Genomic DNA, 14,802 nt, shown 5'->3' on the forward strand with positions numbered 1-14,802 from the left:
CTTGCAAAATAAGCCCTTTTTTTAACTTCAACTAAAACAAACTAATATTTTTAATAACAAATGATTAAACCTTTAACTTCTTTAAGATTTGTATTCGCTTTTATGATTTTTGCTCATCATTTGACTTTTTTGAGTAAAAGTGATTTGCCTTATTTCAGGTGGATTCATGAGTATATATTAAAAGAAGGGTATATAGGAGTTAGCTTTTTCTTTATTTTGAGTGGTTTTATACTTGCTTATAATTACCGCGACTCGATCCTGAATAAAAAAATATCGAAGTCCAGTTTTATGATTGCAAGGATAGCCAGAATCTATCCACTTCATTTGTTGTGCCTGTTAATAGCGGTTCCATTGACACTACAAAATGTTACTTTTGAGCTTTCAACTTGGTTAAAGCAGTTGTTTTTTAATTTAACATTGACCCAAAGTTTTATTCCAATTAAAACGTTTTATTTTTCTTTTAATTCTCCATCGTGGAGTATTTCTAATGAGCTTTTTTTCTACCTGCTTTTTCCGTTTTTGATAATTCTAATTTCGAGAATTAAATTTTATAAATACAATAAAGGATTATTAGCTTTGTTTCTACTGTTATTGCCCTTATTGATGTTAGTGATTCCGCCGATTCATTACAAAAGTCTGTTTTATGTAAATCCTCTTTTTAGAATTTTTGATTTTATCATTGGGATACTGCTTTATGAATTATATCTCAAAATAAAGGACAAAGAAAGACTAATTAGTTATAATATATTAGAGCCTTTTTCTATTTTGCTATTAGTTTTTTTCTTTATTTTCCATAGAGAATTACCATTAGTTATGCGATATTCAGTATATTATTGGCTACCAATGAGTTTATTGATATTAATATTCTCGTTTCAAAAAGGAAAACTATCGAATTTTTTGTCAAGCAGGGTTTTGATTTTTCTAGGAGAAATAAGTTTTGGGTTTTATATGTTTCATCAATTAATTTTGAAATATTTCAAAGATTTCAATAAGCTTTATTTCCATATAGAAAATGAATATTTGATCATCAGTATTCTTTTTCTAGTTTCGATATTGGTAAGCTATATCAGTCTTATTTGGTTTGAAAATCCAGTAAATCGGTATTTAAAAAAGGCTTTAAAGCCCAAAGCTAAAATGTAAAACAACAGTATAATTAATCCATTAGAATAATAATATAAAAGAGATCAAAATGAAAATAATAGCTGTCATTCCTGCCCGTTACGCTTCTACACGATTTCCTGCTAAATTGATGCAGGATTTAGGCGGTAAAACCGTGATTTTAAGAACCTATGAAGCCGCTGTAAACACCCAACTTTTTGATAATGTGTTTGTGGTAACAGATTCTGATTTGATTTTTAAGGAAATTGTTTCTCATGGCGGAAAAGCCATTATGAGCATTAAAGAACATGAGTCTGGAAGTGATCGAATTGCTGAAGCCATCGAAAGTCTTGATGTAGATATCGTTGTCAATGTACAAGGAGATGAGCCTTTTATCAATGAAGAACCTTTAGAAAAACTGATAGAAACTTTCAGAAGAGATTCGACTAAATCAGTTGATTTGGCGTCCTTGATGCGTGAAATCAAAGATGAAGACGAAATCAATAATCCCAATAATGTAAAAGTTGTCGTGGATCAAAATGACTTTGCTTTGTATTTTTCCCGTTCGGTAATTCCATATCCAAGAGAAAAAAATGTAGGGGTTCGCTACATGCAGCACATCGGGATTTATGCTTTCAGAAAACAAGCATTGTCTGATTTTTACAGTCTACCAATGAAATCGTTGGAAGCTTCCGAAAAATTAGAGCAATTGCGCTATTTGGAATTTGGCAGACGCATCAAAATGATTGAAACCACCCATGTGGGAATCGGAATTGATACAGTTGAAGATTTAGAAAAAGCAAGAACGATGCTTTAAGAATAAAAAAATGGATGTAATCCTTAAAAAAGACTACATCCAATACTTATTTGTGGACTTTAAATTTATTTATTTTTCAGTTCTAAATATTTTCTTGACGCTTGACTCATGGTGACCAAAGCGGCTCCCAGCATAATCACATCTTTGATGACTAATCGTCCGGCTGCACTTAGGTAAGGAAAACCAAATTCGCTGTCGCCTAAATCGGGAACCCAGGTTTCAGGAGTGGTGATTAAGAAAGAAAGCGTCACAAATGACATTCCGAATGCTAAAAAGCTTCCTATTGCTGATAATTTTGGTGCAACGGGATAAAGTGCAATTAAAATACCGATTCCAACAATTACTGCCCCTAAACCGTATGAAAATCCGTAAGTATTATTAGCTTCGTGCCATTCAATATTTTCAGCTTTGTATTCGCCCTCCTTATTCATGTGAGTTTTATATTCTGGAGCATCATAATTGTAAAAGAAACTCATAAGAGGACTATTAGCCACAAAAGGAACGATGCCCACAGCTTCATAACGAAACGCTTTTAAGCCACCGATCCAAACCAATACAATAATTAAGCCTAGTCGGGTTAGATGAATTCCTGTTTCCTGTAATTTTGCGGCATATTTGAATAATTGTTCCATAGTTTTTTATTTTAAGGTTATGATGCAAAGTTCATTTAAATAAAAAGACCAAAAAATAGACAAATTACTTTAAGGGATGGACAAAAATCCCTTTCGGATGCTCCATTCTTCTTCACGAAAGTGTTTTGGAGATAATCCGATGTGCTTTTTAAAGAAACGACTAAAATAATATTCGTCTTTAAAACCCAAATCGTTTGCAATACTTTTTATTGGTGTATTGGTATGCAATAATTCCCATTTTGCTTTCAAAATCAGTTTTTCATGAATTAATCCTGAGATTGTTTTTTGGAAATGTTTTTTGGAAGTTTTACTCAATGTTTTTACGGTAATATTGAGTGCATTGGCATAAAAAGCGGGGCTGTGTTCTTTTTTAAAATTTTCATTGATCAGAATCACCAAGTCTTTCGGATAATCAGAAAGCGCGGAAACAGTATCTTTTTGGATAACTCCCTTTTCAGATTTTATTCGGGTCAATTTAATAAGGAATATTTTCAAATAAGAAAAAACCAATTCATTGGAAGCTAACTCATCTTCTTTGATCTCTTTTCTGATATTATCAAGAAGAATGGCCAGTTCTGTTTTGTCTGTTTCAGGAAGTACAATTTTTGGAGTATCATAGCTATTGTTGAATAGTACACCATTGCATCCCACTTGATGATGGTAGGTTTCGATACAAAAAAAATTAGCGTGAAATAATAGGATTGAGGCAGTCGTTTTTCCTTTTGAATGTAAGGCAAACGCCTGATAGGTATTAAAGCAGAAGATTTGATTTTCGCTATAAGTCGTTTTCATCAAATCAGTTTCTACAATTCCCTTTCCCTCATGTATCCATACAATGGCAAAATAATTAGAATGCAATTGCCAGTCATTATTTTCAATTTCAATTGTCGAAATTAAAATCGGAGTGCTTTCTTTGGACGCTTTCTGGATATTGAGCTGAATGTGATTGCTGAGCATTTTGATGAAAAATTTAAAAACAAGATTATAAAAAACAAAAATAATAAAGATTGTGTGCTAACTAAAAATTTGCCTTGTGTTGTTAGAGAGTAAAATAGTTATATTCTATAGAGAATGAAGATGCAACACTAAATCCTTTTCGAGTCTATCTAAATTACGAAATTTAAAGTTTTAAACTTTGAAAAAATCCGTTAAACTAATTTCTCAACCACAATCAGTTCATTGTGTTTTTCAACTCGGGGAATCGATTTGATCTTATAATCTACAGGGCTGAATTCGGATATGAATTTTAGGTTTCTTAAATTTTGTTCCTCGTTCAAAAGCATAGTATTGAAAAGCACAAAACCTTTACTTTTTAAAAGAAAGCAAATGCGATTAATAAAAAAAGATTCAAATAAAAAATTAGGCATTGTGGTATCTTGAAAGATGTCAATAATGATTAAATCGTATTTTTCTTTGGTTTTCAAAACAAATTCAAATGCATCATCGATAACAATCTCGAGTTGTGGAATTTCATTCAAGTTGAAATATTTATTTGCCAATTGGATGATTTCGGAGTCAATTTCAACTCCTGTAATTTTTCCATCAAATTTTATTTCATCTACTAATGTTTTTATAACGCTTCCTCCGGCGACTCCAAGAACTAGAATATCTTCCATGGCTGCGATTTTATCGAAGCCTATATTCTTTAATCCGAATCTTAAAATGCGTTGCAAGCTGCCGTAGGAATAATTGGCGTTTTCTGAATCCATAACTAATTCCCCGTTTGCCCAAGTAACTTCAATAGATTTGTTTATAGTGGATTTTACAGTATGAATATTTATAGGAATGAGGTAGCTCAGTATTTTATTGATCATCTTTACTGGTTTTTATCAAAAATAAGTTTTAAATTATTTATTTTGCGCTAAATTGGCAAACAATGAAGAAACAAATTTATAAATGGATATTTTTCAGACTTATGGGCTGGAAAATTGTTGGAACGATAGATCCAGAAATCAAAAAATGCGTATTGATGGTAATGCCGCATACTAGCGCACATGATTTTTATTTGGGAATTTTTACCCGAGGAATCTTAGGATTAGAAATGAATTGGGTAGGCAAGAAAGAATTATTCCGCTTTCCGCTTGGATTTTACTTTAGATATATGGGAGGAGAGCCACTGGATCGTTCTGGTGGATTGAATAAAGTAGATTCAATTGCTGAAATTTTTAATCGAAAAGAAATCTTTCGTCTTGCAGTTGCTCCCGAAGGGACACGTAAAAAAGTAGATCAACTCAAAACTGGTTTTTATTATATTGCTTTAAAAGCAAAAGTGCCTATTATCCCTGTTGCTTTCGATTTTGGTAAAAAAGAAGTGAAATTCGGAGAATTATTATTTCCATCTGGAAATATTGAAGAAGATATGATTCTTTTGAAAAAGCACTATATAGGTGTAAAAGGCAAAATTCCCGAAAAGGGATTCAAAGATTAATTTTTTAGAAAATTTAAAATTATAAAAGCAGTTCTTTTTTATTTGAAAAGGAACTGCTTTTTAATTTGGTGTAAATACCTTAAAAGTTCCGTTTTTGTAAAAGAATACAATTTTTTCTATTTCATCCGAATTATCGACCGCATTTTGAATTGCTATATTTTTTGCAATTTCGTTGTTTCTGATATTTGGTTTATTTACCTCCGAAAATAAATCCTCCGGGATTAAGGAAGTATCGGTTGGAGTAGGGACATCCGGTTTTGTAAATTCGACAATTTTGTTTTCTTGACTTTGAAACGCTTCGATGGTTTTTGGAAATGAACCTTTGCCATTCAAAATCCAATATAAATCTACATCCGGAAAAACATCCAAAATTTTAAGAATAAAGTCTAAACTAGGTTTGTTCCTGCCAGATAAAAGATGGGACAAACTAGAACGCTGTACGCCAATTTTATCAGCAAATGCAGAAGCATTTAGACCATAATAATCGAGTATAATTTCCAAACGTTTGATAAAATCTTCGATGTTTACCATTGTAAATCGCGGTTTAAAAAAGTTAGTTTACAAATGTAATTAAAAGAAAGTTAAATAACAAAATTACAACTGTAAATAGTGAAATAGGCTCCGTTTTATATAAAGCAATATAGTATATAAGCAAATGTAAATTATTGATAATGAGTTGTATAAATTATATTTTATAATTAGGTAACATTTGTTATTTGCAGGGAAACTTTTATGGATAAGCATCTAGTCGATACTGTTTACAATTCTAATATTCGTTGGTTTTTTATTGTTTACAAATGTAAAAATAAAGATGTTTACTTTTGTAAATTAAACAAACAGCATGAATTTAGAGCAATTATTCATTGAAAATAAAGAGCAATCTATTGAGGGAAGGTACCTTACTTTAGATGCGATAGAACCCTTATTAAGAAGATTAAACACAGATAATCAACTTACGGTAATCGGCAAATCAGTACTAGGAGAACCGATTTATAAATATCAAATTGGAAGCGGAAAAATCAAAATATTTCTTTGGTCACAAATGCATGGAAACGAAAGCACGACCACAAAAGCACTATTTGATTTCTTAAATGTCTTGAATAATGGTTCGGTTTTTGCAGAAAAGCTGTTAAATGGATTTACTTTTTGTTGTATTCCGATGCTAAATCCGGATGGATCGCGTTTGTATACCCGTGAAAATGCGAATAAAGTAGATTTAAACCGCGATTCGCAAGACCTTACACAGCCTGAAAGCAAGGTGTTGCGAGAAACTTTTGAATCCTTTAAGCCGGATTATTGCTATAATCTACATGATCAACGCACTATTTTTGGAGTTGCTGATACCGGGAAGCCTGCTACTTTGTCTTTTTTAGCTCCTTCTTATAATGATGCAAGAGAGGTAAATGAGTGTAGATTGAAGGCGATTAATCTCATAGCGGCTATGAATGAGGTGTTGCAGCAGTATATTCCGGGGCAAATAGGGCGATTTGATGATTCTTTTAATATTAATTGTATTGGTGATACTTTTCAATATTTTGGAGTGCCTACCATTTTGTTTGAAGCAGGGCATTTTCAAAAGGATTATCAGAGAGAAGAGACTCGAAAATACGTATTTATGGCATTGGTTTCGAGTTTTTCAGTACTTAGCGAAAACGATATAGTTAGCAATAGAATTGATGATTATCTGAATATTCCTCAAAATAATATCGTTTTTTATGATTTTATATATAAAAATATCAATATAAATTATGATGGTATTGAAAAAATTACGAATTTTGCTTCACAATACAAAGAAGAGTTAATTGAAGGCAAAATTTGTTTCAATGCATATATTGTAGAGATTGGGGAATTGAAGGGTTGTTTTGGTCATTTTGAATACGATGCCAAAGGAGCACATTTTGAAGCAAGGTATGGTAAAGCTCCAATTCTAAATCAAAAAACCGATTTTTATTTAGATAATGACGTTAAATTTGTTAACGGATTGCTAAATAATTAATGATTTTGGTTTTTTTATCATTTTTATGCATAATTTTACACTTTGTTTTGGTAAATAATAATATTAATTAAGAAATTATGAGTAAGTTCCGTTTAGATGAAGTAGATCACCAGATCTTAGATATGTTGATAGATAACACAAGAGTTCCGTTTACGGATATTGCAAAGAAATTATTGATTTCTGCAGGAACTGTGCATGTTAGGGTAAAAAAAATGGAAGATGCCGGAATCATAATGGGATCCTCTTTGGTGCTTGATTACGATAAATTAGGGTATTCTTTTATAGCTTACGTTGGTGTTTTTCTTAATAATACTTCTCAAACAAAGTTTGTTTTAGAGCGAATTAATGAGATTCCTTTTGTAACTGTAGCCTCTGTAACTACAGGAAAGTTTAATATTTTTTGCAAGATTAGAGCAAAAGATACAAAGCATGCAAAGGATGTCATTTTTATGATTGATGATATTGATGGAGTATATAGAACTGAAACTATGATTTCATTAGAAGAAAGTATTAATGATAAAAAGCGTTTGATGCATACCATATTTAAGAACATGTAATATTCTTGAACGCTATATTTTTATATAACCTCAAGTTAGTTCTTGGGGTTATTTTTTTGTAAAATTATTAACTAACCAACCCAACTATAATCAAATTATGTATACCCTTCCTAAAATAGAGCGCTTTAATCAAAACGTTCTTTCTAAATATAATATTTATAATAGTGTTTTTATTACTTTGCCATTTGACGCTATAGATAATACAGGTGTTTTACTTCCTTTGTTTACAGATGTTTGTGAAAATGGCTTCAAAAAACAAAAAACACCTAAGGAAATTGTAGAATTTTTCTCTGAAAAATATTTGCACAGCTCTAATGAGGCTGATAAAATAGACTTAATGTTTCGTTTTATTCAGTATATCGAACGTCAAATTGTTTTATTTGATGCGGTTGAAGATGCGGCTTTTCCGGTTGTTAATAACATGGAGGGAAGAGGATCTTTGAGGGATATTAAAGAAAAAACGGATGCTCTAGACAAGAGAGAAGAGTTGATTGATTTTCTTGAAAATTTCAATGTTAGAACTGTTTTAACGGCTCATCCAACTCAGTTTTATCCTGGCGCAGTATTGGGTATCATCAACGATTTAACAGAAGCGATAAGAGAAAACAATCTATTTAGTATTAAACAGCTTTTGGCTCAGTTAGGAAAAACACCTTTTATCAAAAGCGAAAAACCAAATCCATTTGATGAGGCGGTCAGCTTAATTTGGTACCTCGAAAATGTGTTTTATAACACTTCGGGAGATATGGTTCAATATCTTCAGAAGAATATTTTTAACGGAGATTCAATTCAAAATTCATTAATTAAGCTTGGTTTTTGGCCGGGTGGTGATCGTGACGGGAATCCTTTTGTGACAACTGATATCACATTAAAGGTGGCTGAACGTTTGAGAACTTCAATTTTAAAGTGTTACTATATTGATATTAGAAATTTAAAAAGAAAGTTAACGTTCTCAGGAGTAGATGCTTTGATTGTTGAACTTGAATATAAGCTTTACAGGTCGGTGTTTTATTCTCGCGGAGAGATTTATATTACTTTAGAAGAGTTTAAATTGAAACTTAATGAGATAAAAACGATTTTAATCGAAGTGCATCAATCGCTTTATTTAGATGAGTTGGAAGCGCTTCTTATCAAAGTTAATTTGTTTGGTTTTCATTTTGCGACCTTAGATATTCGTCAGAATAGCAAAATTCATGACGCTGTGTTTAAAGATATTTTTGATTTTTATCTAAAATCAGGCGAATCTGTTTTTCCTGAGAATTATTATGAATTGAGTGAAGAAGAAAAATTCAAGGTTTTATCAAGTGCTAAAGGCGCTTTAAATCCTGATGATTTTCAAAATGAAATGACTCGACTGACTATTGAGTCGATTCAAGCGATAAAGCTTATTCAAGAGAAAAATGGTGAGTTAGGGGCAAATCGTTACATAATAAGCAATAACGAAAATGCACTCAATGTAATGGAAACTTTTGCGCTTATTCGTTTGAGTGATTGGGAAAATCCAACAGTTGATGTAGTGCCTTTGTTTGAATCGGTTGATGATTTGTTGAATGCACATAACGCTATGGAACAATTGTACAGCAATCCTGTTTATGCGAATCATTTAGTCAATAGAGGAATGAAGCAGACAATTATGCTAGGTTTTTCGGACGGAACAAAAGACGGCGGATATTTGATGGCAAATTGGAGTATTTACAAAGCGAAAGAAGAGCTTACGGCAATATCTAGAAAGTACGGAATAAAAGTTATTTTCTTTGACGGTCGTGGTGGGCCTCCGGCTCGTGGTGGCGGAAAAACACATAAGTTTTACGCTTCTTTAGGTCCAAAAATCGAAAATAATGAAATTCAGATAACGGTACAAGGACAAACGATAAGTTCTAACTTTGGAACATTGGATTCTTGTCGCTATAATTTGGAGAATTTATTGAGCGCTGGTGTTACAAATCAGGTGTTTAATAAAGATCAGAATAAATTATCAAGCGATGATAAGGAGGTTTTGGGTCAATTATCAGAATTAGGATATCAAAAATATTTGAATTTCAAGAATCATCCAAAATTCATTCCTTATCTGGAGCAGATGAGTACTTTGAAATATTATGCGAAAACTAACATTGGAAGCCGACCATCTAAAAGAAGTAAGTCGGAAAAATTAGATTTCAAGGATTTGAGAGCTATTCCTTTTGTTGGTTCATGGAGTCAATTGAAGCAAAATGTACCGGGATTTTTTGGAGTTGGTTCCGCCTTAAAACATTTTGAAGACTGCGGACAATGGGATAAGGTTCAGAATTTATATGATAATTCTATGTTTTTCAAAACACTGTTGGAAAACAGTATGATGTCTTTGGCAAAATCATTTTTTCCATTGACGGCTTACATGAAAAAAGATCCTGAGTTTGGAGCATTTTGGCAAATTATTTATGACGAATTTTTAGAAACAAAAAGATTGTTATTGAAAATTGCGGGGCATACTGAACTTATGGAAAATTATCCTGATGGTAAAGCATCCATTCAAGTAAGAGAACATATTGTATTGCCGTTGTTGACAATACAGCAATATGCTTTATTGAGAATTAATGAGCTAAACAAAGAAAAAACACCTGATGAGAACTTAATAAAAGTTTACGAAAAAATTGTGATGCGTTCTCTTTTTGGGAATACAAACGCAAGTAGAAACTCAGCTTAAAAATGAAGATATGAAATCAAATCAATTGCCGGTTAATGAATACGCCCAATATTATTCGGGTTATATTCAGGTTTTGGATAATGTAGACTTAATTGAGGAATTAGAAATTTGTCTGCACGATTTTATCCGATTTGTACAAAATATTCCGATGGATAAATTTGATTATCGTTATGCCGAAGGAAAATGGACGATAAAAGATATTATTCAGCATCTTATTGATGCGGAACGCGTATTTAGTTATCGCGCTTTGCGGATTTCTAGAAATGATAAAACACCTTTGCCGGGTTTTGAGGAAAATCTTTATGTAGATAATGCCAATGCTAATAAGAGAAAACTCCAGGAATTGCTGACCGAGATGGCTGTTGTGAGACAATCTACGTTGGCTCTTTTCAAAAGTTTTTCGGAGGAACAATTAAAAAGAATCGGACTAGCTTCGGATAATGCAGTTTCTGTTCGCGCTATTGGCTTTATTATTATTGGTCACCAAAAGCATCACCAGAAGATTTTTCAAGAAAGATATTTGTAAATTATTTAAAAACAATTGGACCAAATTTCCAGTTTTTTTTCAAAAGACATAGTATTAGCAGGACTTGTTGAAGGCATTACATAGTAAGTAATGCCTTCTATTTGTCCGAATTTTTTAATAAAATAGCGATGGCTCTCTTTTCCGTTAAAAATGATTTTTGTGATTCGTGGAAATTCCTTAAGCAGCGTTTCAAAATCATTTTCCTTGTAGTTTTTGATGTGAATATCCAAACTTCCTTTTCTTTCGCAATTTTCCAAAACATCCCATACTCCAATTTTGTTGGCTTGTAATACTTTTATTTTTTCCTCAAAAACCTCAGAAATGGGTAATTTATCAAATAAGGTATAGATTATTTTCCAAAAATGATTTCTTGGATGAGCATAATATTCCTGTTTTTCTAGAGAGGCAATCCCAGGCATCGTTCCTAAAATTAAAATTTCTGTTTGGGAATTTACAAAATAAGGGAACGAAGTTATCATTTGTATTAATTTGTGCTGTTTTCTTTTTCGATAATTGCCAAAGCCAATCTTATTTTGTCGTAAGCTATTTTTTCATCAAGATAATCAAAATAAGGTTTTAATACATTTGGGTTTTCGAGTTTTATTCGTGCCTTGGCAATTAGATCAACTTCGGCTTTAGAGACAAATTGGTACAAATCGATAGCTGCGCCATCCAGATATAATTTGGCCAAGTGCGACATAATGGTTCCTAGACTTAATTTTCTTTTTGAAGCAATTTCTTCAGGAGTTAAACCATTCTCGAATAACTGCAGGGTTTCTTTATAGGTGCTTGCTTCCTTTTTTTGTTTGACTGGCTTGTTTTTTTGAAAAGCAATGATTGCCTTTATAAATTCATCTCCATATTTTTCTAATTTCGCTCGTCCAACCCCGTCAATGCTAATTAATTCCTCTTCGCTCATGGGTCTGTTGATTTCCATTTGGCGCAAAGCGGCATCACTGAAAATCACATAAGCGGGAACAGCTTCCTCTTTGGAAATTTCATAACGCAATTTTTTTAGGGTTTCAAAAAGAGAATTGGAAATAGCTTTGCTTTTTAATTCCTTAAGAGCTGTTTTTTCGATATTAATTTTTGGAACGGTGGTGAGTTGTACTTTTTCTCCTTGAAATAATACTTCATGTGCTAGTGGAGTTAGTCTTATTTTATTTTGTTGATGAAAAGCAATTTCGCAAAGTCCCTGGTTGATCAATTGGATGATGTATTGGTTCCAATCATGCCAAGAAATATCGCTGCCCACAGCATAGGTTTTCAGATTTTGATATTCTTTTTCGAAAATGTAGGCATTTTTTGAACCTCTCAGAAAATCCACAATCACCGGCAATGGCTCCGATTCTTTTAAACGCATAATTGCAGATAGTGCTTTTTGCGCTACAACCGTACCGTCAAAAAAAGCGGGAGGATTTTTGCAAATATCACAATTACCACAATTTTCAGTGACCAATTCTCCAAAATAGGATAGTAATATTTTTCTGCGACAACTCAAGGCATCGGCATATTGCTTCATTCTTTCGAGTTTGGCAAGCTGCACTTCGGTATTTAAACCTTGAGAGGCAAATTTTTGCAATTGAATCACATCGCCATAACTTTCGAATAAAATGGTTTCTGAAGGAAGACCATCCCTGCCGGCACGTCCGATTTCCTGATAATAGCCTTCAATGTTTTTGGGTAAATTATAATGAATTACCCAGCGTACATTTGATTTGTCAATCCCCATTCCAAATGCAATGGTGGCACAAACCACTTGGCAATCATCGTTGATGAATTCATCCTGTGTTTTGGAGCGAACTGTATTGTCTAAGCCGGCATGATAAGCTTTCGCATTTATGCCGATTTTCTGAAGTTTCTCAGCAAGTTCTTCGGTGTTTTTTCTGCTTAGGCAGTAAATAATTCCGGATTCATTTGGTTTCTCTTTTATAAAATCTATGATTTGTTTGACTCTGTCCAATGCCGGACGAACTTCTAAACTTAGGTTTTTTCTATCGAAAGACGATATAAATTGTTTCGGATTTTTTAAGTTTAACTGTGAGCTAATATCCTTGCGTGTAGCCTTATCGGCTGTCGCAGTTAAAGCTAAGATTGGAGTAGAAGGGAAGCGGTTTTTTAGATAACCTAAGTTAGTATATGCCGGTCGAAAGTCATGCCCCCATGACGAAATGCAATGGGCTTCATCGATGGCAATAAGGCTTAGGGTAATTTGGCTGAATGCATTTTCTAAATAGGATAAACTTTCTGGAGCTATATAAACCAGTTTGACTTTATTTTCTATTAGATTCTGAATATTTAATTGCTGTTCTGCATCACTCTGGCTGCTGTTGATGAAACAGGCTTGAATTCCGTTGGCTCTCAAGCTGTCAACTTGATCTTTCATCAAGGCAATTAAAGGAGAAATGACAACGGTAATTCCGGGAAATAGCAAAGCTGGTAATTGAAAACAAATCGATTTTCCGCCACCCGTAGGCATAATTGCCAGGGTGTCCTGACCTGATAAAATAGTATTTATGATATTTTCCTGATTGGGTCTGAATTTTTCAAAACCAAAATTTATTTTAAGTGTTTCGTGTAATATTTGGGAAGCAATCATTATAGCGTATTAATTGTGTTCTTTTAGACAGAATCAAAAGTAGTTGAACTAAAAAAAGGAACTCTTTTGGAGTTCCTTTTGTATTTTAATGGGATTAATCGTCTTCCTCATCTTCGTCTTCATCATCCGTGTCTGGTCTGTCAAGATTTTCTTCCTCTTCGTCGTCATCGTCGTCCAAATCATCGTCCATGCCAAGTGCTTTCATTGGTGCAATCGGTTCGATAACGTCATCGATTTCATCATCTTCATCAAAGTTTTCTATACGATCAGCAAGTTTAGTACTTACTTTCACTAGGTAAATAGTGTCTTCAGTACGCACTTCAACAGCTTCAACTAATTCGTTTTTAGCATTTCTAAAACGGATTATATCCTCATCATCATATCCGTCAGGAAATTTTTCAACTAGTAAGTTTAAAATTTCATTTGTTAGTTTGGCATACTCAACAATAACTCTTTTCATAAAAATGGTATTATAAATCTAATAAATAAGCAAAAATTAAAGGTGCTACAATTGTAGCATCAGATTCGATAATAAACTTTGGAGTTTTGATATCTAATTTACCCCAAGTGATTTTTTCATTTGGAACTGCTCCGGAATAAGAACCATAACTAGTTGTTGAATCTGAAATTTGACAGAAATAGCTCCAAAATGGTACATCATGCATTTCCATATCTTGGTACAACATTGGTACAACACAAATTGGGAAATCTCCAGCAATACCACCACCAATTTGGAAGAAACCTACACCATTGGCACTGTTTTTTGGATACCAATCTGACAAGTAAATCATGTATTCAATACCTGATTTCATTGTAGAAGCCTTCAAATCTCCTTTTATTACATAAGAAGCAAAGATATTACCCATGGTACTATCTTCCCATCCTGGTACAATTATAGGTAAATTTTTCTCAGCTGCAGCATACATCCAGCTATCTTTTAAGTCAATTTCATAATATTCTTCAAGAACGCCTGAAAGCAACATTTTGTACATGAATTCATGAGGGAAATATCTTTCTCCTTTATCATCAGCATCTTTCCAGATTTTGTAGATGTGTTTTTGCAAACGACGGAATGCTTCATGCTCCGGAATACAGGTATCTGTAACACGGTTTAATCCTCTTTCCATTAAATCCCATTCGTCCTGTGGAGTCAAATCACGGTAATTTGGAACTCTTTCATAGTGAGAGTGAGCCACTAAGTTCATGATGTCTTCTTCAAGGTTTGCACCTGTACAAGAAATAATATGAACTTTATCCTGACGGATTATTTCGGCAAAAATCTTTCCAATTTCAGCTGTACTCATTGCTCCAGCCATACTCACCATCATTTTGGCACCACTGGCTAATTGTTCTTCATATGCTTTTGCAGCATCAACTAAAGATGCAGAATTGAAATGTAAATAATGCTTTTCAATAAACTGACTGATAGGTCCTTTACTCATTTTGTTGGATTTAAATATTTAAAA

15 protein-coding genes are annotated in these 14,802 nt (G+C 33.0%); 7 read left to right on the forward strand and 8 right to left on the reverse strand.

Annotated elements, in window-relative coordinates; genetic code table 11:
* Positions 1-60 precede the first annotated feature (60 nt).
* Both ACMDB5_RS10940 and kdsB read left to right on the forward strand, forming a co-directional pair.
* Positions 61-1,140, forward strand: coding sequence for an acyltransferase family protein (locus ACMDB5_RS10940; RefSeq protein WP_413998292.1), 1,080 nt, complete (start codon positions 61-63; stop codon positions 1,138-1,140).
* Positions 1,141-1,189: 49 nt separating this feature from the next.
* On the forward strand, positions 1,190-1,915 hold the full coding sequence (gene kdsB / locus ACMDB5_RS10945) for a 3-deoxy-manno-octulosonate cytidylyltransferase (RefSeq protein WP_413998293.1): 726 nt from the start codon (positions 1,190-1,192) through the stop codon (positions 1,913-1,915).
* Between the two features lie 65 nt (positions 1,916-1,980).
* Here the strand turns inward: kdsB and ACMDB5_RS10950 are convergent, their stop codons facing one another.
* The 3 genes from ACMDB5_RS10950 to ACMDB5_RS10960 form a co-directional block, all read right to left on the reverse strand.
* Positions 1,981-2,547: a DUF417 family protein gene (locus tag ACMDB5_RS10950; RefSeq protein ID WP_413998294.1), complete on the reverse strand. Its 567-nt coding sequence runs from the start codon at positions 2,545-2,547 to the stop codon at positions 1,981-1,983.
* Positions 2,548-2,616: 69 nt separating this feature from the next.
* Complete coding sequence (locus tag ACMDB5_RS10955; RefSeq protein ID WP_413998295.1) at positions 2,617-3,504, reverse strand: helix-turn-helix domain-containing protein; 888 nt, start codon at positions 3,502-3,504, stop codon at positions 2,617-2,619.
* A 191-nt stretch (positions 3,505-3,695) separates the two neighbouring features.
* Positions 3,696-4,361, reverse strand: coding sequence for a spermidine synthase (locus tag ACMDB5_RS10960; RefSeq protein WP_413998296.1), 666 nt, complete (start codon positions 4,359-4,361; stop codon positions 3,696-3,698).
* A gap of 62 nt (positions 4,362-4,423) precedes the next feature.
* Here ACMDB5_RS10960 and ACMDB5_RS10965 point away from each other — a divergent pair, with 62 nt between their 5' ends.
* On the forward strand, positions 4,424-4,975 hold the full coding sequence (locus ACMDB5_RS10965; protein WP_413998297.1) for a 1-acyl-sn-glycerol-3-phosphate acyltransferase: 552 nt from the start codon (positions 4,424-4,426) through the stop codon (positions 4,973-4,975).
* 60 nt (positions 4,976-5,035) lie between these two features.
* On the opposite strand, the gene ACMDB5_RS10970 is transcribed toward ACMDB5_RS10965, so the two are convergent.
* Positions 5,036-5,506: a helix-turn-helix domain-containing protein gene (locus tag ACMDB5_RS10970; protein ID WP_413998298.1), complete on the reverse strand. Its 471-nt coding sequence runs from the start codon at positions 5,504-5,506 to the stop codon at positions 5,036-5,038.
* Between the two features lie 310 nt (positions 5,507-5,816).
* Here ACMDB5_RS10970 and ACMDB5_RS10975 point away from each other — a divergent pair, with 310 nt between their 5' ends.
* The 4 genes from ACMDB5_RS10975 to ACMDB5_RS10990 all read left to right on the forward strand — a co-directional run bounded on the left by ACMDB5_RS10975 (position 5,817) and on the right by ACMDB5_RS10990 (position 10,737).
* Entirely contained in the window at positions 5,817-6,971 is a 1,155-nt protein-coding gene (locus tag ACMDB5_RS10975) for a M14 metallopeptidase family protein (protein ID WP_413998299.1), read from the forward strand.
* 77 nt (positions 6,972-7,048) lie between these two features.
* Positions 7,049-7,528: an Lrp/AsnC family transcriptional regulator gene (locus ACMDB5_RS10980; RefSeq protein WP_072943262.1), complete on the forward strand. Its 480-nt coding sequence runs from the start codon at positions 7,049-7,051 to the stop codon at positions 7,526-7,528.
* Between the two features lie 97 nt (positions 7,529-7,625).
* Complete coding sequence (locus ACMDB5_RS10985; RefSeq protein ID WP_413998300.1) at positions 7,626-10,211, forward strand: phosphoenolpyruvate carboxylase; 2,586 nt, start codon at positions 7,626-7,628, stop codon at positions 10,209-10,211.
* A gap of 10 nt (positions 10,212-10,221) precedes the next feature.
* Positions 10,222-10,737, forward strand: a complete 516-nt coding sequence (locus ACMDB5_RS10990) for a DinB family protein (protein ID WP_413998301.1) — start codon at positions 10,222-10,224, stop codon at positions 10,735-10,737.
* Positions 10,738-10,742: 5 nt separating this feature from the next.
* Here ACMDB5_RS10990 and ACMDB5_RS10995 read toward each other — a convergent pair whose 3' ends face one another.
* The 4 genes from ACMDB5_RS10995 to ACMDB5_RS11010 form a co-directional block, all read right to left on the reverse strand.
* A complete protein-coding gene (locus tag ACMDB5_RS10995; RefSeq protein WP_413998302.1) occupies positions 10,743-11,216 on the reverse strand; it encodes a DNA-deoxyinosine glycosylase in 474 nt (157 codons plus the stop codon).
* A 5-nt stretch (positions 11,217-11,221) separates the two neighbouring features.
* The gene (gene recQ, locus ACMDB5_RS11000) at positions 11,222-13,336 is read right to left on the reverse strand and encodes a DNA helicase RecQ (RefSeq protein WP_413998303.1); all 2,115 of its coding nucleotides are present in this window, start codon (positions 13,334-13,336) and stop codon (positions 11,222-11,224) included.
* 94 nt (positions 13,337-13,430) lie between these two features.
* Complete coding sequence (locus ACMDB5_RS11005) at positions 13,431-13,796, reverse strand: DNA primase (RefSeq protein WP_413998304.1); 366 nt, start codon at positions 13,794-13,796, stop codon at positions 13,431-13,433.
* A gap of 10 nt (positions 13,797-13,806) precedes the next feature.
* Complete coding sequence (locus tag ACMDB5_RS11010) at positions 13,807-14,778, reverse strand: deoxyhypusine synthase family protein (RefSeq protein WP_413998305.1); 972 nt, start codon at positions 14,776-14,778, stop codon at positions 13,807-13,809.
* Positions 14,779-14,802 lie beyond the last annotated feature (24 nt).

Origin of the sequence: Flavobacterium sp. W1B (assembly GCF_047344965.1) — a bacterium.
GTDB lineage: Bacteria > Bacteroidota > Bacteroidia > Flavobacteriales > Flavobacteriaceae > Flavobacterium.